Genomic DNA, 16,173 nt, shown 5'->3' with positions numbered 1-16,173 from the left:
GATGTCATTAGAAGAATTAAATTCAAAATACAATATTTTTGTAACGATAGCAAAAATGAAAATTAGAGATAAAGGTAAACTGCATGGTCTAAAGTTTGGCGTAAAAGACGTAATAATGACAAGGGGTATCAGAACTACTGCAGGTTCAAAAATACTAAAGGATTTCATCCCTAATGAAAATGCATACATTGTAAATAAAATCCTAGAAGAAGGAGGAGAAATAGTAGGAAAAACTAATACTCATGAGTTTGCTATGGGAGCAACTAATACTTCATCTTTAATTGGTCCTGCAAAAAATCCTATCGACCCAGAAAGAATAAGTGGAGGTTCTAGCGGAGGATCAGCAGTTGCAGTGGCATTAGATTTAGTTGATATAGGTATAGGAACAGATACTGGTGGATCTATAAGAATTCCAGCTGCTCTATGTGGAGTTATAGGTTTCAAACCTACTACTGGATTATTACCAACGGATGGCATAATACCCTTCAGTTGGACTTTTGATACTGTAGGATTTCTAGCCAAAGATATAAACAAAATAAGAAAAGTTATGGAAGCTGTGACTGAAAATAAAATACCGCTAGTAACCCATAACAAAAGAAGACCCACTTTAGGACTTTTCCTCTTTGAGGACTATGAAACTTCGAGAGCCTTGAACTCGACAATTAACAAACTATCGTCATACTTTGATATAATTGAAATAAAGAATGACATGATAACAAAATATTCGGGAGAAGTAAGAAAAAATATTGCATTAGCTGAAGGTTCCTCATATCACCTCAAATATTACAAAGAATATAAAGATGAATACTTTAATGATGTCAGAAAATTAATTGAAAGTGGTTTTCAAATATCCGCAGTAGATTACGTAAATGCATTAAGATTACGCAAAATACTTATAGAAGAATATTTCAGGATATTCAAAAAAGTTGACGCGCTTCTATCACCTACAACAAGGATTGTAGCTCCTAAAATCTCAGAAGTTATAGGTAATGAACTAAAATATAGAGATTCATTAATTGCAAACACTGAAATATTTAATACTGTTGGGGCTCCATCGATCTCATTACCAGTCACGTCGCTTAATGGCTTGCCAGTAGGTTTGATGATAAGTGGAGAACCTTTCAAAGATGGATCGATTTTAGATTTAGCAGAAGAGATCTTAGGAATTGTTGGTTTTATTAAGTAGTTTTACATTAAGATTTTATGATGGATTCTCCAAAGTTGAAGATCTTAAAAACAGGTACTACCACAGTGGGTATTAAAGTAAAGGATGGAGTTGTACTGGCTGCTGATAGAAGAGCTAGTGCTGGACTTTATGTAGCGCATAAATATGTTAGGAAAGTTTTGTACATAGCTCCTCATATTGGCATAACTACAGCAGGAAGCGTCGCAGATCTTCAATTCATTTATGAAATTCTAAAGAACATTTATCATTACAATCTCATTACTGGCATGAGACCAACAACAATTAAAGCACTAGCTACTTATCTTGCAAATATTCTTTCTTCGTCAAAGTATCTTCCTTATTTAGTTCAAATACTAATTGGTGGAGTTGATGATCAACCCAAACTTTATAATTTAGATTATGTGGGAGATATAACAGAAGAAGATTATACAGCTACTGGCTCAGGTTCTGTCGAAGCTATAGGAGTTATTGAAGATGAATACAGACCAGATATGACACTAGATGAAGCTGCAGATTTAGCTAGAAGAGCTATTTTCTCGTCAATAAAAAGGGATCCTTATACAGGGACTGGAGTTATAGTTGCAAAGATAACTAAAAATGGACATGAAGAGAAAGAGTATTACCCAGAAAGGAAAATATAAAAATTTTTATTCTTGTTAGAGATTTTGTAATTATGAATGTTAGGTCTTCTGCTTTTAAGCATGAGGATTTTATCCCAGTAAAATATACATGTGATGGATCTAATGTATCTCCAGATCTTCAATGGGATGAAGTGCCTAATGCTAAAACCTATGCTATAATTGTTGAAGATCCTGATGCTCCGGGCGGAACTTTTATTCATTGGGTGATTTATAATGTAAAAACGAACAAATTACCAGAAAATATTAAGAAAACAGAAAAAACAGATTATGGTATACAAGGAGTGAATGATTTTGGCGAAGTTGGTTATGGAGGACCTTGCCCTCCAAGAACTCATCCTCCGCATAGATATTTCTTTAATGTTTATGCTTTGGACATTGAATTCCCAGTTAAATCTGGAGTAACTGCAGATGATTTAAAAAGTATGATGGAAGGCCATATAATTGACAAAGGAGTAATTATGGGTAAGTATAAAAGAAGGTAAGTTCTTTTAACTATTTTTCTAATATGTTATAATTAAGGGTAATTTTGTATGTCAGTTGAAGAAGAAATACTTTGGACTGAAAAATATAGGCCTAAATCTCTTGACGATATAGTTAATCAGAAAGATATCGTAGAAAGATTAAAGAAATTTGTTAAGGAAAAAAACATGCCACATTTACTCTTTTCTGGCCCTCCGGGTACGGGAAAAACTACTGCTGCTCTTGCTTTAGTTCATGATCTATATGGTGAAAATTATAGGCAATATTTTTTAGAACTGAACGCCAGTGATGAGAGGGGTATTGATGTTATACGAAATAAAGTCAAAGAGTTCGCTAGAACAGTTGCTGGTGGCAACGTTCCATTTAAAGTAGTATTGCTAGATGAAGCAGACAATATGACAGCAGATGCCCAGCAAGCGCTTAGAAGAACAATGGAATTATATACAGAAACTACTAGATTTATTTTAGCTTGTAATTATTTAAGTAAAATTATTGAACCTATTCAATCAAGAACAGCATTATTTAGATTTTACCCACTCAAAAAAGAAGATGTAGTAGCTAGGTTAATGTACATAGCAAAGAATGAAAAAGTGGAAGTTGATCAAAAAGCATTAGAAACGATTTATGATATTACTCAAGGAGACATGAGAAAATCCATCAATATTCTTCAAGCTTCTTCAGTTTACGGTAAAGTTACTGTTGAGGCTGTTTATAAAGTTCTAGGTTTAGCTCAACCTAAAGAGATTAGAGATATGATTATGACAGCACTTCAAGGCAACTTTTTAAAAGCTAGAGAGAAATTGAGAGAATTACTCGTTAACTATGGACTATCAGGTGAAGATATAATAAAGCAAGTTCACAGAGAAATAACTGGAAATGAAATCAACATACCAGATGATTTGAAAGTATTGCTAGTTGATTATATAGGAGAAGTAGAATATAGAATTATGGAAGGAGCTGACGATGAAATACAGTTAAGTGCATTATTAGCTAAATTAGCTGTTTACGGAGAAAAATACCTTAAAGGGAAGTAAATTGCCTTTACAGTGGTTTTTAAAATATAGGCCCAAATCTTTAAATGAAGTTGAAAATGAAGATGAAGCAAAAAAAGAGTTAACTGAATGGATTGAAAGTTGGTTAAAAGGAAATCCCAGTTATAAAGCTGTTTTGCTATACGGCCCGCCAGGAGTAGGAAAAACTACTTTAGCAGAAGCTTTAGCTAGAGACTATAAACTAGAATTATTTGAAATGAATGCAAGTGATTCAAGAAACTTAAACGACATAAGAAGTATGGCAGAGAGAGCATCAGTTACTGGAACCCTATTTGGGATTAAGGGAAAGCTAATTTTACTAGACGAAGTCGATGGTTTAAACGCAAGAGCTGACGCTGGAGCTATTGATGCTATTATAGAACTTATAAACAAGACAAAATATCCTATCATATTAACGGCTAATGATCCTTGGGATCCCTCTCTCAGACCGTTAAGGAATGCAGCAAAGATGATAGAATTAAAAAGACTAACTAAATATCCGTTAAAGAGAATACTTAAAAAAATTTGTGAAGCAGAAAAAATAGTTTGTGAAGATGAGGCATTAGATTTTATAATTGACCAATCAGAAGGAGATGCAAGATATGCAATTAATATGTTACAAGGAGTAGCTGAGGGCTATGGTAGAGTTACAATAGATATGGCAAAGAACTTAGTTAGGAAAAAAGATAGAGAGCTAGATCCATTTGAAGCATTGAGAAGCGTTTTCTGGGCTAAATATTACTGGCAAGCTAAAAGTGCTGTTACAGATACACAGATTGATTATGAATTGTTATTGCGTTGGCTCGATGAAAATATTCCACTTCAATACACTGACATGGAAGACGTTTGGAGAGCATATGATGCTCTATCAAGAGCTTCTATCTTCTTAAATAGAGCTAAATTAGTTGGGTGGGACTTATTGTCGTATACTTTTGATCTAATGGGGCCCGGAGTTGCATTTGCCTCATTCGAAAAGAAAAAGCCTACTTATAAGGCAAAATGGGTGAAATACCAATTCCCCCAATATATCCAACAGCTAGCTAAGACCAAAGAGACTAGAGATGCCTTAGATAGTCTTTTAAGGAAAATAGGTGTGATTATTCATGCCTCGAAAGATAAAACATTAAACGATTTTCTTCCATTATTTGTAATTTATTACAAAAAGTTTCATGATAAACTAGATAAAGAATTAGAATTAACTGAAAAAGAGAAAGACGTTATAAAAATGTTATCCTCTTTATATGAAGGAATAACCGAACAGCCAAAGGAAGAGGAGAGAAAAGAAACTACTGAAAGAAAAAGATCTACTTATTATCGTAGGAAGAAATCTTAATTTTATTTACTACACGTATTGATGAAATTTCAGTATTGGGATATTGTCCTTTTTCATCTTTTTCATATTTCTTTACCATATCCCAGATTGTTAACAAAGCAATAGATGTAGCTGTTAGAGCCTCCATTTCAACTCCAGTTTTATAATGAGCTTTAACAGTAGTTATAACTCTTAATCCTTCCTCTTCAATTTGTATATCTATATCTACATATTCTAACGGAATAGGATGACACATTGGAATAAGTTCTGGAGTTCTCTTTGCAGCTAATATTCCAGCTGTTTTAGCTATTGCAATAACATCTCCTTTTTCTATCTCCTTATTTTTTATTTTTTCTATTGTTTCTTTCCTTAATTTTATAAATCCCTCTGCTGTAGCCTCTCTCAAAACAATATCTTTTGAGGATATGTCTACGATTTTTGCTTCAGTCATATATCTTCTAATTCCTCAAACAAATTTTTTAAAATTATTACTTTAGGGTTAGAGTAGTTTAGTCTGATTATTTTACTTTTTTCCCCCTTAATAACTTCAATTATTTTCTTTTGTTCTAAGAATTCGATGTTTTTAAGAAGAGTCTGATATTTGATTCCAGTCTCCTTAGCTAATTTAGTTATATTCATATCTCCTTGTTTAAATAAGACATAGAGTATTTTTAATATTGTAGGAGTTAATAATTGTTTTGCTGTAATAGCTTATCCCTTATTTCATTATTTATTAAATCTTCAAATTCAGTTGATAAAGGAACAGATAAAGATATTAGAGTTGTTCTACCTCTCATTCCTTTTCCACTCTGTCTTGCAACTATTAGTCCCATTAGCTTTAGTTTCCTTATATATTCAAAAAGCTGAGTATGTTTTCTTGGGGGTGCTCCTAGTTCTCTACTTACTAAATTATATTCTTCTTCAACTCTGCCCATTGGGAAGAAATCTACACCTTCTTTCTTATGTAGATTCATTATTGCTTTAACTACTAGTAATTGATGCAAATCTAGATCTTTTATTGTATCTATTATTATACTCAACTCCGGATTTATTTTTGAATTGGCTTTTTTAGCATGATCTATACTAACTTGAGGTGAACCTTCAGTATCAGCTATCTTACCGGCTAACTCTAAAGTCTCTATAGCTAATCTTGCATTTCCATTACCACCCTTGTCTACTCCATAAATGTCAGCAATAAATTTGATAGTCTCTTCTGGAACTGCTCCTTCTCTGAAAGCTTTTTCTGTTTTTATTCTATCATCCAAAATATCAAAAAGATCACTAGAAGTATAAGGATGAAATTCTATTATATTCTTTATAACGTGATCTTTGATACTTTTATCAAGACTTGCTAAGCTTGACATCTCTCTTAAAATGAATATATAATGAATTCTTTTTACTAAAGCATTTAACTCATCATAGATTCTCACTAAGAAATAAATGTCTTCTACTGGAGATGTACTTATAAAATAGTCAAATTCATCTAAAGCTAGTATAAGTTGAATGTTTCTCTTATCTAAATAGTCATATATCAACTTAAATGTCTCTTGTGAAGAAAGGCCTCTATTAGGTATTTGTAAATTTAATTGCCTTGCTATCTCCATTAGAATCAAATATAGTGTTCTTTGTCTATGACAGTTTATATGCAAATAAAATATCTTTAAACCTTTTTCTTTTGCTATTTCACTAAATATTTCACCGAATTTCTTTGCTGTAACTGTTTTTCCAGTTCCGGTCTTACCAGTAATAACTACTCTGACAGAAGTGCTACCCGGATTAATAAGTATATCTCTGAAGTTCACTGTCAATTCTCTAATCTGTATCTCTCTATGAGGTAAGTTCTTGGGTATATAATCTGGATTTAATGCGTTTATTCTCTCAAATACAGTAGTACCATGAATTGCATCTTCAATAACATCTTTAAGTGAGTCCAAAACTTTCACCTTAATCTTTTTTATGTAAGTAATACTATATATTTTAACGGAGAGAGTTAACCGAAACTTTTTCTTGACCCTTATTTATTATTGATAGATACGCTGAATCCTTAACTACATTCACCACTATTACTTTATCCGGTTTTTCAAAATTCACTTTCGCTAAATCTTTCAATCCTATACCAATACCTATTTCTATTTCTCTACAGTTGACTTTTACTCCTCTATCATAACAATCTACATAGAACGTTTTAAATGTACCGTTCTTTTCTTTTATATATTTAACAAAATACGTTATAATATCTTGCTCATTTATAGTATTAACGGAAAAATCTATGGGATAAATTTTAGAAACACACGATGGAGGTGCTGAAATAATTAATCCATAGGCTATGATCGGTGATAAAGAAGTGTAAACTAGTATCACATTTTTAACTACTTCTTCTGCTCTAGAATTTATATCTTTCAAGAATAACCTATTTAAAATCTCTATTATACATTTATTATTTTTATTATTTTTTACTGTTAAGATAAGCTTAGGTTCTTCCATTACTACTTATGCTTTTATTTTTTACGAATTAATTTTTAATCTGTGTCATTACTAAGCATTCAGCTTAAGGCTTTATCAAGAGTTAACATGCTAATTAAGAAAAAAATCATGGTATTAGAAGATTGGGGGCCATTTGATGATGGATTTGAGGAAATCAGCTTATCTAAAGGTAGTGAAGATGAGGTAAGATTTTGGTTAGCCAAGGAACTTCAAAAAAACTCTTTAGTCAAAATAAGCGAGAGTATATCGTTGGATGAGCTAGGAAGGATACTATTTCAGGAAAGACAAAACATTAACACACCAGCCTCATTGGTAAAAGTACCAAAAGATTTTTACTATAGAATCTCCGTATTATTAGAAGATTTAAAGAAAGAGAATAGCTTAGAAGCATTAGAACAGCTAAGAAAAGCAAGACAATTACTTGAGGAGATTGTTTCAATAAGAATTAGAAAGATAATACAACTGGCATTTTTGAAAATCTCCGACCAAAATATACTTGATAAATTAACAGCAGAAGAGATTTTAGTCTACAGAAATATAAAATATACTATTGAGCACAACATAGGTGATATTATTGGCTATACAACAAGCTGATTACGGAGATTTAATATTAGAATTCATAAATACTTATAGAGATAATAAAGGAAAACCCATTTATCTAAATCAAATTAATGAAATTATAGCATATAGAAAGAGAAGTTTTATTGCAAATTTTAGTGATTTATTTAACTTTAATGAACAACTAGCTACTCAAATTATTAATAATCCAAAAGAACTTCTTCCTATTCTTGAAAACAGAATTTATGAATATATTATAGAAAAAGATCCATCTTTTCAAGATGAAATAAAGAAGATACATTTAAGAATAACTAATGTTCCTAGAGTAGTTGAGTTAAGAAAAATAAGAAGCAATGATAGTGGAAAATTAATAACTGTTGAAGGTATATTAGTAAAAGCAACACCAGTTAAAGAAAGACTTAGTAAATCAGTATTTAGACATCTTAATCCAGATTGTATGCAAGAATTCGTATGGCCTCCAGAAGGGGAGTTTGACGAAATTATTGAATTACCTACAACTTGCCCGGTTTGTGGAAAATCTGGACAGTTTAAACTTATTGAGGATAAATCTGAATTTATAGATTGGCAAAAAGCTGTAATCCAAGAAAGACCAGAGGAGATTCCACCTGGACAATTACCTAGACAATTGGAAATAGTATTCGAAGATGACTTAGTTGATTCTGCTAGACCAGGAGATAGAGTAAAAATTGTTGGAATATTAGAAATAAAGAAAGATTCGCAAATTAAAAGAGGAAGCAAAGCGATATTTGACTTTTACTTAAAAGTTAATAGTATAGAAATTTCCCAAAAAGTTTTGGATGAAGTAAAAATCTCAGAAGAAGATGAGAAAAAAATAAAAGAACTTTCTAAAGACCCTTGGATAAGAGAGAGAATAATAAGTTCAATTGCGCCATCAATATACGGACACTGGGAAATAAAAGAAGCTATAGCCTTAGCGTTATTTGGAGGAATACCAAAAATTATGGAAGATGGTACAAGAATTAGAGGAGATATACATGTTCTAATTATAGGTGATCCAGGTACTGCTAAATCTCAAATTCTGCAATTTGCAGCAAGAGTAGCACCAAGGGCAGTTTATACTACTGGAAAAGGATCTACAGCAGCAGGACTAACAGCCACAGTTACAAGAGATAAAAACACTGGCGATTATTATTTAGAAGCTGGAGCTTTAGTATTAGCTGATGGTGGAATAGCTGTTATTGATGAGATTGATAAAATGAGAGATGAAGATAGAGTAGCGATTCACGAAGCAATGGAGCAACAAACAGTCTCTATAGCTAAGGCTGGAATAGTGGCAAAACTTAATGCCAGAGCTACTGTTATAGCAGCAGGAAATCCAAAGTTAGGAAGATATATTGCAGAAAGAGGATTAGCTGAAAACATTAACCTACCGCCAACCATTTTGTCAAGATTTGATTTAATCTTCATATTAATAGATAAGCCAGGGATTGAAGATCAATTGCTTGCATCTCACATACTAAACGTTCATGCAGGAAAAACTAAAGATAATCAAATTATAGATGTAGATACATTAAAGAAATATATAGCATATGCCAGAAAAAACGTGTTCCCTAAATTAAGTGAAGAAGCAAAAAACTTGCTTCAGGACTTCTTTGTAGAGATGAGAAAGAAAAGCTCTGAATCTCCTGACTCTCCAATAATCATTACACCTAGGCAGTTAGAAGCACTAATTAGAATTTCAGAAGCATATGCAAGAATGGCACTTAAGAATGAAGTTGATAGAGAAGATGCTGAAAGAGCAATAAATATTATGAGAATTTTCCTCGAAAACGTTGGTTTAGATGTTGAATCTGGAAAAATTGATATAGACACTATTATGACTGGCAAACCTAAAAGTGCTAGAGAAAAGATGGCTAAAATTCTCGAAATTATTGACACATTAGCAGGAAACAATGAATGTGCTAAAATTAAAGATATAATAAAAGAGGCTGAAGGGATAGGTATTGATAAGCCGAGTGTTGAAAAACTATTGTCTGATATGAGAAAACAAGGATTAGTGTATGAATCCAAACCCGAATGCTATAGAAAAGTTTAGCTTATTAACTTTTTATATATAGGTAATGGAGTCCACATTACCCATGCTGGTACTTGTTTAATTAGCTCATAAGCTTCTTCCCATCCACTTAAACCTAGCCTCTTAGCTAATTGTTCTAACGTTAATTGTGTCCTTACATATTCATTCAAAGCCTTAATAGCCTCATCGTCTAATACAACTTCTCTACCCGTTGAAAGTTTTATCTTAATTTGATCCATATTCCTCATCTTACTTCAGCTTATATTAAATAAAAATTTAATCGCCGAAGAACCATAGGCTAACCACACATAAGCCATTAAAATTAGTAGAACTGCTATTAGGAAAGTGGCACCTAATTCGTGGTTTTTATTCTCTAGAAGATAAGTACCTATTAAAAGTCCGGCTATCAGTAGAGTAGCTAGAAAAGCAATTCCTCCAGCTTGAGGTACACCACCATTAGAATAGGTAATAGGAGAAATATAGTATGGGAAAGCAATAGCTCCTAATATTCCAATTGCCATAACTACTATAAGGATTATTAAAACGTAAACATTGTTTAATAGACCGTAAACCTTATCTGATTTTGAAGTTTTTGGCATAATAGAAAATTACCAAGGAACACTTTTTATTTTTAATCGGTACGCTATATTATTAGTTAAGATGTGTAGGACAAACGCTATAATAACTATACTTAAAAATTCATAAATATTAACTTGAATTTTAGCTAAAAATAAACCTAAAGTAGCACCTAAAACAAAATCTAGTTGATCTAAGCCTAATGCTCTAGCACCCCTTTCTAATCCTAACCTCCTCTTAATAAATGCTCCTATCATATCACCAATCATTGCAAAAAAAGATTCAACAAAACTAACTATAATCCACTCAATTCCTAAAAACTTAGATAAAATTACTCCAACAGTAGTACCAAAAGTTAATGCTACTAAGAGACCTTCAAAAGATTTACCATCACCAAGTATTCTTCTTCCGTCTATAAAGTTTCTTTTAAAATCAATTGGTGTTCCATTTTTAACGAAAGGAGCACTTCCATTTGCTACTAATGCTGGCAAATAATATAAAATTCCTAAAGCAATATAGATTATTAAAGACATCCTTCAACACCACTACTAACTATCTTAAATTTGCACACTCTTAAGTTGCCGATGATATAATTTTTAGTAACCCTTAAGACATCTTCAGATACCTTTCGCATAAATTTTTCTCCGCTCACTCTATTATTGCCAGATACTTGCCAACTTAATAAAACCTTAATGTTATTCTCATATGCCCATGCTGATAAAAGAATTAAAGGGTACTCGATATCTTTTTCTTTTCTAGTTTCCCTATAAAATCTATTTATTGTATCAACAGCAATTAACTTCAAGTTTAGATTTGCAGATTTTATTATAGATAATATCAATTCATACACACTATTAGATTCAGTATAGTATACATCCTTCTTTGCTTTTAGGTTCTCTATCCTAGCGTAGTATGATTTACCTTCAGTAGAAATATATAAACTGGGAGTAATTTCAGTAATAACTTGAAGAATAATATTAGTCTTCCCACTTCCAGAAGCACCATATAGAGACACTATTCTCCCTTTTTCAAAAACAAACTCTGATATTTTCAAGGTTTAAATTCCACTGAGAATATAAATAAAAATGTGGTAAAAAAAGTAGCACTGAAAGTTAGTGACCCAAAAGTAACTTATTACTTAATAAATACTTTAAAAAAATTCAATATCTCCATATCTGAAGAAGGAGAAATAGTTATTAACGATAATTTAGTAGAAAAAATGAACTTCAATTCTCTCATAGGTTATATTGTTTGTAAATCAAGAAATAAAGATAGATTTAATGAATTATTAATAGGTATCGATACAAATAAAGAAGAAAAACTCACTATAGTAATTATCGGTGACGGAGAGATCTTATACGTAGATAATAGTAACCTAATGGATATAGAAGAAAAAATAGAATATTTAGTGTCACTATTTCCTCATAAAAAACTATATATCGGGGTAGGAGGAGGAAACAAAATAGGAGAACTTGTCTACAGAATTCTAAAGATAAAATTCCCAGAAACAAAAATAGTAAATGAAAGTAAAACTAGTAGTAAAAATCCTTTTATAAATATCAAAGATAGAGACATTAGAGCAGCTTATGCAATAGCACTAAGATCAACATTAAGGTAAAAATTATGTTTGAAAAAGACATAGACATAGTAATAAAAGGACCTTGTAAAATAAAAGTAAAACAAGGTTTAATCGATATTTCTGGTATTGAAATCAATGACGAAATAGAAATTAAAGACGCAAAAACTTATACTTTAACAACTTTAAAAGAAACAGATTTAAATATGGATTGTAATATCGTTTCAAAATTTCCTACATTATCATGGCAAAAAATTGGAAAAGAACTAGGCGGAAAAATTCTAGTTTTAGGTAATGAAAACTCTGGTAAATCTTATTTTTCAAACTTAGTTTCAAATCTTAAAAATATTCCTATTCTTGATGCAGATGTAGGGCAATCATCATTATTCATTCCAACTTTCATAGCATTATCTAACATTAAGCAAACATTGAACCCTAGAGAAAAAGGATATAGTAAACTTGAATTCTTTGGAGATAAAAGTCCTACAATAAACCCTTCATATCACATTGCTTTAATTACAAAACTATTGCAAAATAATATAATAGTTGACACGGATGGATGGGTTTCAGGATTTTTTGCATTTAAACATAAACTTGAACTAATTTATCTTATAGACCCAGATTATATTGTTATCTTTGAAAATGAAGAAAAACTCCCTCTCCCAAATGATCTAAATAAAAAAATCATACATATAAAGAGATTCCCTTTAGGAAATTGGAGAGATAGAAATGAAAGAAAAAAATATCGACAATCACTTTACAAGGAATATTTCACTAGAGCAAATGAGATTCAAATCAGAACAGAAAAAATATTTGGAATACCAGTAACAAATAATCTATTTATAAGTTGGGGAGGAGACTTATTACAAATAAGTGACGAAGAACCTTGTGAAGGATATTATGTCCAAGACGTAAAGGGGTTATTACTTGGATTAACGTCAAAAGGAAAAATTGTGGGAGCAGGAATAATTTCTAATATAAATAAAGATTATGTAACTATAAAAACACCAGAAAAAGATGTTGACGGTGCATTAATGGGTTATATAAGCTTAAATGAGAATTTTGAGGAAAGAAGAGTAAAGATAAAAAAATGTTCAAGTTAATATCATTTGAGGGAATCGATGGCGCTGGAAAAACAACAATAGCTAAAAATCTTCACATGTTTCTACAAGAAAAAGGATATAATGTAATACTTACACAAGAACCATTCACAGAAGAAATAACAAAACTAATAGGAAAGGCAGGGTGGAATGATCCAGTTCTATTAACATTATTGTTCTCAGCAGATAGGGCTTTCCATATAAAATGGTTATTACAACAAAACCCAGACATTGTAATAATGGATCGTTATATTCACTCCACTATTGCATATCAAAGTGTTTTAGGAGTTGATGAGAAATGGATAGAAGAAGTTAATTCTAAATTCCCTAAACCAGATATTGTATTTTTACTTGATATTGAAGTTGAAAATGCATTAAAAAGGATAAGAAAAGATGATAAATTTAATTTTAAAGAGAAAATAGTCACATTGGATAAAGTAAGGAAAAAATACTTGGAATTGTCTATAAAATATAATTTTATAGTTTTGAATGCGAATGACACAATAGAAAATATTACGCAAAAAGTAAATAATACTATTTGCTCTCTTTTGAAATGCTCTTAATTCTTCTGATTCTTTCAATAGCATCTAAATATCTAATTATCTGCATTAAAGCATCACTGTCCATAGGCTCGTTTTTCAGTTTTTCTACCACTGAAGTCATACTCTTAAACAAAGTCTCCTCTAAGGTATCTAATGACATAGAAATCGTGATTTTCTTTTCCTCTTCCTCATCTTTTACGACATAAACTTTTCCATGATTAGGACACACAATATCACCATTTTTTAACTTAAACAAGGGCATGTGACATATAGGACATGCCATATCTAACATTGTAGCTCCTTGTCTCAATAATTCAGCAGCTTTTTTTACACCAGCTTCTTCTTTGCTCATTTCACTATCATGTATAAACTAAAAAACCAAAGTATAATAAATATGATACGGTGATTAGAATATGGCATCCCTTTATGACAACGAAGCAAAAATTAAACAAGCAATAATTATGTTACAGAAAATTGTAAATGATACCAGTGTTCCTAGAAATATCAGAAGAGCAGCTACTGATGCTATAAGAAATTTGCAAGATCCCTCGTTAAGTCCCGGAGTAAGAGCTGCAAATGCAATAGGAATACTCGAGGAAATAAGTCAAGATCCAAATATGCCTACTCACACTAGAATTTCAATTTGGAACGTAGTTTCAATGTTAGAAACCGTAAAAGACTGAGCTAAGCTTTTTATTCTTACACATAAATTTTTTAACTGTGCGGGGGTGCCCGAGCAAGGTCAAAGGGGTCGGGCTTAGGACCTTAATGGTAAGAGCCCCGATGGCATAGGCCTGCGTGGGTTCAAGTCCCACCCCCCGCATTTTATTACAATACTATTTATTTTTCATAGAAGAACTAAATTGATATAAAACTTAATAGATCTAAAATTCTTAGTTAATAGAATTACCTTCAAGAAATTAAATGCCAATTAATTCTTATCAGAGTTTTTAATATAGATAGCATAACATTAGAATAAAAAGTAATTATATAATTGAATAGCCTACTATAATTCCTAGAAATTTTACTTGAATTCTTCTATGAGAATTTTTATGAAAAGTTAAAGGATAGTATAATATATGTCTTCTCAAGAGCAGGTGTTAAAGCAGATAATTCAGCTGGATATGAGTACGTGATACAATCATATATTAGACAATACATTCAACTAGAAGAATTGTACAAATATGCTTATTATACAAATTATTATTCATTATTAGTTGAGGCTATAGCATCAAAACAATTATCAGAACAATATGCTTTACAATTAGAGGAAGAAGCAAAATGCTTAGTAACAGGAAATTATGATACATACAACCATAATGAAGTACTTTCTCAAGTGAACTCTTGTATAGAAGCACAACCAAATTTACCAAGGAATGCGAAAATAATGTATGAACAGCAAGCACGACAGTATTTAAACGGATTAATGAATTATATGAATGCGAAAGCTGATGAAGATGAATTAATTGGACTATTAATATCTGATAATGAATAACTATCTTGAAAGTCAAGGAATAGAATGCTAACTCATTAAAAATTAGGATAGATAGTAATGCATTTTCTTTCATTTTAGCAAAGGGTTTTTGCTAATGTTTTTAACTTAGAAGTATTTTACATATTTTCTAGTCAAAAATTTCATTTATAAAGATAAATATAAAAATTTCATTGACATTTCTAATTCTAATATTGCATTTTGTTCTTCTATGAAAAATAAATAGTATTGTAATAAAATGCGGGGGGTGGGATTTGAACCCACGCAGGCCTTCGCCAGCGGATCACTTACTGGGGGTCTTAAGTCCGCCCCCTTTGACCAGCTCGGGCACCCCCGCTTTGCCCAAAAATTATGTGTTAAACTATCCCTTATAATGTTTTCTACTAAGTTATTAGAAGAAGTATGCCGTTAAAAGGAAAACAAAAATCTTAATTGGTTCTTAGAAATTAGTTTGATAAGGATTAAACATGGTTACTCACTCAAAAGGCTATAGAACAAGAACAAGAAAATTATTAACAAAGGATGTAAGAGAAAGAGGAGGAGTACCTAGGTTAAGCTTACTTATGGAGGAATTTAAAGAAGGAGATTATGTAGTAATTAAAATAAATCCATCAATTCATAAAGGTATGCCTCATAGAAGATACCACGGCAAGGTTGGTATAGTTCAAGGTAAGAGAGGAAAAGCATACATTGTAAAAGTTAACCTAGGAGACAAGGAAAAAATAATCATAGTAAGGCCAGAGCACTTGGTTAGATTTAATGGAATTAAGTCAGGGTGAAGTGTTTGTCTTTTTCTCTTAAGGTTGAGGAGGAGCATTATGTACCTTACTCTTATGCAAAAAAAATTCTTCAAGATGTTATATCTTCTGGTTCTTCTTCAAATATTCTTCAGAGGACTTTTGAGTATTTAAATACAGTTTCTAAATGCGATAGTGATGTGTCATTAAAAATTATGGAAGAATTAAAAGACATAATTCCAAGAGAAGATATTAGGGCTATAATTGCTAGTATATGTCCTACTACAATAGAAGAAGTTAGATCTATTCTTGTACTAGATTCGGGAAAAACTTATACTACGGATCAAATACAGAAAATAATAAGTATAGTAAAGTCACATATGGAGAGTTGAGATTTTTACT

General features: G+C 31.4%; 23 protein-coding genes and 2 tRNA genes. 15 read left to right on the top strand and 10 right to left on the bottom strand.

Annotation, left to right across the window (positions count from 1 at the left end; all coding sequences use genetic code 11):
• The first annotated feature begins 1 nt into the window (after position 1).
• From ACAM25_RS07545 to ACAM25_RS07525, 5 genes are read left to right on the top strand one after another with little or no spacing between them, the layout of a single operon-like run.
• Positions 2-1,186, top strand: coding sequence for an amidase (locus ACAM25_RS07545; RefSeq protein WP_369609125.1), 1,185 nt, complete (start codon positions 2-4; stop codon positions 1,184-1,186).
• Positions 1,187-1,206: 20 nt separating this feature from the next.
• On the top strand, positions 1,207-1,827 hold the full coding sequence (gene psmB / locus ACAM25_RS07540; protein WP_369611636.1) for an archaeal proteasome endopeptidase complex subunit beta: 621 nt from the start codon (positions 1,207-1,209) through the stop codon (positions 1,825-1,827).
• Between the two features lie 32 nt (positions 1,828-1,859).
• A complete protein-coding gene (locus tag ACAM25_RS07535; RefSeq protein WP_369609124.1) occupies positions 1,860-2,309 on the top strand; it encodes a YbhB/YbcL family Raf kinase inhibitor-like protein in 450 nt (149 codons plus the stop codon).
• Between the two features lie 48 nt (positions 2,310-2,357).
• On the top strand, positions 2,358-3,341 hold the full coding sequence (locus tag ACAM25_RS07530) for a replication factor C small subunit (protein WP_369609123.1): 984 nt from the start codon (positions 2,358-2,360) through the stop codon (positions 3,339-3,341).
• Position 3,342: 1 nt separating this feature from the next.
• Complete coding sequence (locus ACAM25_RS07525) at positions 3,343-4,671, top strand: replication factor C large subunit (RefSeq protein WP_369609122.1); 1,329 nt, start codon at positions 3,343-3,345, stop codon at positions 4,669-4,671.
• Here ACAM25_RS07525 and moaC read toward each other — a convergent pair.
• The 4 genes from moaC to ACAM25_RS07505 are packed head-to-tail and all read right to left on the bottom strand — an operon-like array spanning position 4,643 to position 7,134.
• Positions 4,643-5,101 carry a cyclic pyranopterin monophosphate synthase MoaC gene (gene moaC / locus ACAM25_RS07520; RefSeq protein WP_369609121.1) on the bottom strand — a complete coding sequence of 153 codons (459 nt, stop codon included), beginning with the start codon at positions 5,099-5,101 and terminating at the stop codon, positions 4,643-4,645. The genes ACAM25_RS07525 and moaC overlap by 29 nt on opposite strands.
• On the bottom strand, positions 5,098-5,328 hold the full coding sequence (locus ACAM25_RS07515; RefSeq protein ID WP_369611635.1) for a winged helix-turn-helix transcriptional regulator: 231 nt from the start codon (positions 5,326-5,328) through the stop codon (positions 5,098-5,100). Before ACAM25_RS07515 ends, moaC begins: the two co-directional genes overlap by 4 nt.
• Before the next feature lie 8 nt (positions 5,329-5,336).
• Positions 5,337-6,593 (bottom strand): ORC1-type DNA replication protein, encoded by a 1,257-nt coding sequence (locus tag ACAM25_RS07510; protein ID WP_369609120.1) that lies wholly within the window; start codon positions 6,591-6,593, stop codon positions 5,337-5,339.
• A 34-nt stretch (positions 6,594-6,627) separates the two neighbouring features.
• Complete coding sequence (locus tag ACAM25_RS07505) at positions 6,628-7,134, bottom strand: THUMP domain-containing protein (RefSeq protein WP_369609119.1); 507 nt, start codon at positions 7,132-7,134, stop codon at positions 6,628-6,630.
• A 42-nt stretch (positions 7,135-7,176) separates the two neighbouring features.
• Here ACAM25_RS07505 and ACAM25_RS07500 point away from each other — a divergent pair, with 42 nt between their 5' ends.
• Both ACAM25_RS07500 and mcm read left to right on the top strand, forming a co-directional pair.
• A complete protein-coding gene (locus ACAM25_RS07500; protein ID WP_369609118.1) occupies positions 7,177-7,728 on the top strand; it encodes a hypothetical protein in 552 nt (183 codons plus the stop codon).
• Complete coding sequence (gene mcm / locus ACAM25_RS07495) at positions 7,703-9,769, top strand: minichromosome maintenance protein MCM (protein WP_369611634.1); 2,067 nt, start codon at positions 7,703-7,705, stop codon at positions 9,767-9,769. The genes ACAM25_RS07500 and mcm overlap by 26 nt, the downstream gene beginning before the upstream one ends.
• Here mcm and ACAM25_RS07490 read toward each other — a convergent pair.
• From ACAM25_RS07490 to ACAM25_RS07475, 4 genes are read right to left on the bottom strand one after another with little or no spacing between them, the layout of a single operon-like run.
• Positions 9,766-9,987, bottom strand: a complete 222-nt coding sequence (locus tag ACAM25_RS07490) for a hypothetical protein (RefSeq protein WP_369609117.1) — start codon at positions 9,985-9,987, stop codon at positions 9,766-9,768. The two genes, mcm and ACAM25_RS07490, sit on opposite strands and share 4 nt — an antisense overlap.
• Positions 9,988-10,002: 15 nt before the next feature.
• Positions 10,003-10,347, bottom strand: coding sequence for a hypothetical protein (locus ACAM25_RS07485; RefSeq protein WP_369609116.1), 345 nt, complete (start codon positions 10,345-10,347; stop codon positions 10,003-10,005).
• Positions 10,348-10,356: 9 nt separating this feature from the next.
• The gene (locus ACAM25_RS07480; RefSeq protein ID WP_369609115.1) at positions 10,357-10,857 is read right to left on the bottom strand and encodes a CDP-2,3-bis-(O-geranylgeranyl)-sn-glycerol synthase; all 501 of its coding nucleotides are present in this window, start codon (positions 10,855-10,857) and stop codon (positions 10,357-10,359) included.
• Positions 10,848-11,378, bottom strand: a complete 531-nt coding sequence (locus ACAM25_RS07475; protein WP_369609114.1) for an AAA family ATPase — start codon at positions 11,376-11,378, stop codon at positions 10,848-10,850. The genes ACAM25_RS07480 and ACAM25_RS07475 overlap by 10 nt, the downstream gene beginning before the upstream one ends.
• Before the next feature lie 33 nt (positions 11,379-11,411).
• On the opposite strand from ACAM25_RS07475, the gene ACAM25_RS07470 reads away from it, so the two are divergent.
• The 3 genes from ACAM25_RS07470 to tmk are packed head-to-tail and all read left to right on the top strand — an operon-like array spanning position 11,412 to position 13,563.
• Entirely contained in the window at positions 11,412-11,942 is a 531-nt protein-coding gene (locus tag ACAM25_RS07470) for a hypothetical protein (protein WP_369609113.1), read from the top strand.
• A gap of 5 nt (positions 11,943-11,947) precedes the next feature.
• The gene (locus tag ACAM25_RS07465) at positions 11,948-13,003 is read left to right on the top strand and encodes a Clp1/GlmU family protein (RefSeq protein WP_369609112.1); all 1,056 of its coding nucleotides are present in this window, start codon (positions 11,948-11,950) and stop codon (positions 13,001-13,003) included.
• A complete protein-coding gene (gene tmk, locus ACAM25_RS07460) occupies positions 12,991-13,563 on the top strand; it encodes a dTMP kinase (protein WP_369609111.1) in 573 nt (190 codons plus the stop codon). Before ACAM25_RS07465 ends, tmk begins: the two co-directional genes overlap by 13 nt.
• On the opposite strand, the gene ACAM25_RS07455 is transcribed toward tmk, so the two are convergent.
• Entirely contained in the window at positions 13,535-13,894 is a 360-nt protein-coding gene (locus tag ACAM25_RS07455; RefSeq protein ID WP_369609110.1) for an Sjogren's syndrome/scleroderma autoantigen 1 family protein, read from the bottom strand. The two genes, tmk and ACAM25_RS07455, sit on opposite strands and share 29 nt — an antisense overlap.
• 61 nt (positions 13,895-13,955) lie before the next feature.
• On the opposite strand from ACAM25_RS07455, the gene ACAM25_RS07450 reads away from it, so the two are divergent.
• The 3 genes from ACAM25_RS07450 to ACAM25_RS07440 all read left to right on the top strand — a co-directional run bounded on the left by ACAM25_RS07450 (position 13,956) and on the right by ACAM25_RS07440 (position 15,037).
• Positions 13,956-14,225 carry a UPF0147 family protein gene (locus tag ACAM25_RS07450; protein WP_369609109.1) on the top strand — a complete coding sequence of 90 codons (270 nt, stop codon included), beginning with the start codon at positions 13,956-13,958 and terminating at the stop codon, positions 14,223-14,225.
• A 39-nt stretch (positions 14,226-14,264) separates the two neighbouring features.
• Positions 14,265-14,365 (top strand) — tRNA-Leu (locus ACAM25_RS07445).
• A 309-nt stretch (positions 14,366-14,674) separates the two neighbouring features.
• On the top strand, positions 14,675-15,037 hold the full coding sequence (locus tag ACAM25_RS07440; protein ID WP_369609108.1) for a hypothetical protein: 363 nt from the start codon (positions 14,675-14,677) through the stop codon (positions 15,035-15,037).
• Between the two features lie 236 nt (positions 15,038-15,273).
• On the opposite strand, the gene ACAM25_RS07435 is transcribed toward ACAM25_RS07440, so the two are convergent.
• A tRNA-Leu gene (locus tag ACAM25_RS07435) sits at positions 15,274-15,371 on the bottom strand.
• Positions 15,372-15,501: 130 nt separating this feature from the next.
• Between ACAM25_RS07435 and ACAM25_RS07430 the strand changes: the two genes are divergently transcribed.
• Together ACAM25_RS07430 and ACAM25_RS07425 are read left to right on the top strand one after the other, a co-directional pair.
• Positions 15,502-15,813 (top strand): 50S ribosomal protein L21e, encoded by a 312-nt coding sequence (locus ACAM25_RS07430; protein WP_369609107.1) that lies wholly within the window; start codon positions 15,502-15,504, stop codon positions 15,811-15,813.
• Positions 15,814-15,818: 5 nt separating this feature from the next.
• Complete coding sequence (locus tag ACAM25_RS07425) at positions 15,819-16,163, top strand: DNA-directed RNA polymerase subunit F (protein WP_369609106.1); 345 nt, start codon at positions 15,819-15,821, stop codon at positions 16,161-16,163.
• Positions 16,164-16,173 lie beyond the last annotated feature (10 nt).

Origin of the sequence: Sulfurisphaera javensis, assembly GCF_041154675.1 — an archaeon.
Lineage (GTDB): Archaea > Thermoproteota > Thermoprotei_A > Sulfolobales > Sulfolobaceae > Sulfurisphaera > Sulfurisphaera javensis.
This window is presented reverse-complemented; position numbering and strand designations above follow the sequence as displayed.

What these genes read in the sequence shown, in the direction of transcription:
- ACAM25_RS07480 (WP_369609115.1), bottom strand. Translation starts at nt 10,857, where the DNA reads ATGTCTTTAATAATCTATATTGCTTTAGGAATTTTATATTATTTGCCA.
- ACAM25_RS07490 (WP_369609117.1), bottom strand. Translation starts at nt 9,987, where the DNA reads ATGGATCAAATTAAGATAAAACTTTCAACGGGTAGAGAAGTTGTATTA.
- ACAM25_RS07485 (WP_369609116.1), bottom strand. Translation starts at nt 10,347, where the DNA reads ATGCCAAAAACTTCAAAATCAGATAAGGTTTACGGTCTATTAAACAAT.
- tmk (WP_369609111.1), top strand. Translation starts at nt 12,991, where the DNA reads ATGTTCAAGTTAATATCATTTGAGGGAATCGATGGCGCTGGAAAAACA.
- ACAM25_RS07535 (WP_369609124.1), top strand. Translation starts at nt 1,860, where the DNA reads ATGAATGTTAGGTCTTCTGCTTTTAAGCATGAGGATTTTATCCCAGTA.
- ACAM25_RS07455 (WP_369609110.1), bottom strand. Translation starts at nt 13,894, where the DNA reads ATGAGCAAAGAAGAAGCTGGTGTAAAAAAAGCTGCTGAATTATTGAGA.
- ACAM25_RS07465 (WP_369609112.1), top strand. Translation starts at nt 11,948, where the DNA reads ATGTTTGAAAAAGACATAGACATAGTAATAAAAGGACCTTGTAAAATA.
- ACAM25_RS07430 (WP_369609107.1), top strand. Translation starts at nt 15,502, where the DNA reads ATGGTTACTCACTCAAAAGGCTATAGAACAAGAACAAGAAAATTATTA.
- ACAM25_RS07450 (WP_369609109.1), top strand. Translation starts at nt 13,956, where the DNA reads ATGGCATCCCTTTATGACAACGAAGCAAAAATTAAACAAGCAATAATT.
- ACAM25_RS07505 (WP_369609119.1), bottom strand. Translation starts at nt 7,134, where the DNA reads ATGGAAGAACCTAAGCTTATCTTAACAGTAAAAAATAATAAAAATAAT.
- psmB (WP_369611636.1), top strand. Translation starts at nt 1,207, where the DNA reads ATGGATTCTCCAAAGTTGAAGATCTTAAAAACAGGTACTACCACAGTG.
- ACAM25_RS07530 (WP_369609123.1), top strand. Translation starts at nt 2,358, where the DNA reads ATGTCAGTTGAAGAAGAAATACTTTGGACTGAAAAATATAGGCCTAAA.
- ACAM25_RS07545 (WP_369609125.1), top strand. Translation starts at nt 2, where the DNA reads ATGTCATTAGAAGAATTAAATTCAAAATACAATATTTTTGTAACGATA.
- moaC (WP_369609121.1), bottom strand. Translation starts at nt 5,101, where the DNA reads ATGACTGAAGCAAAAATCGTAGACATATCCTCAAAAGATATTGTTTTG.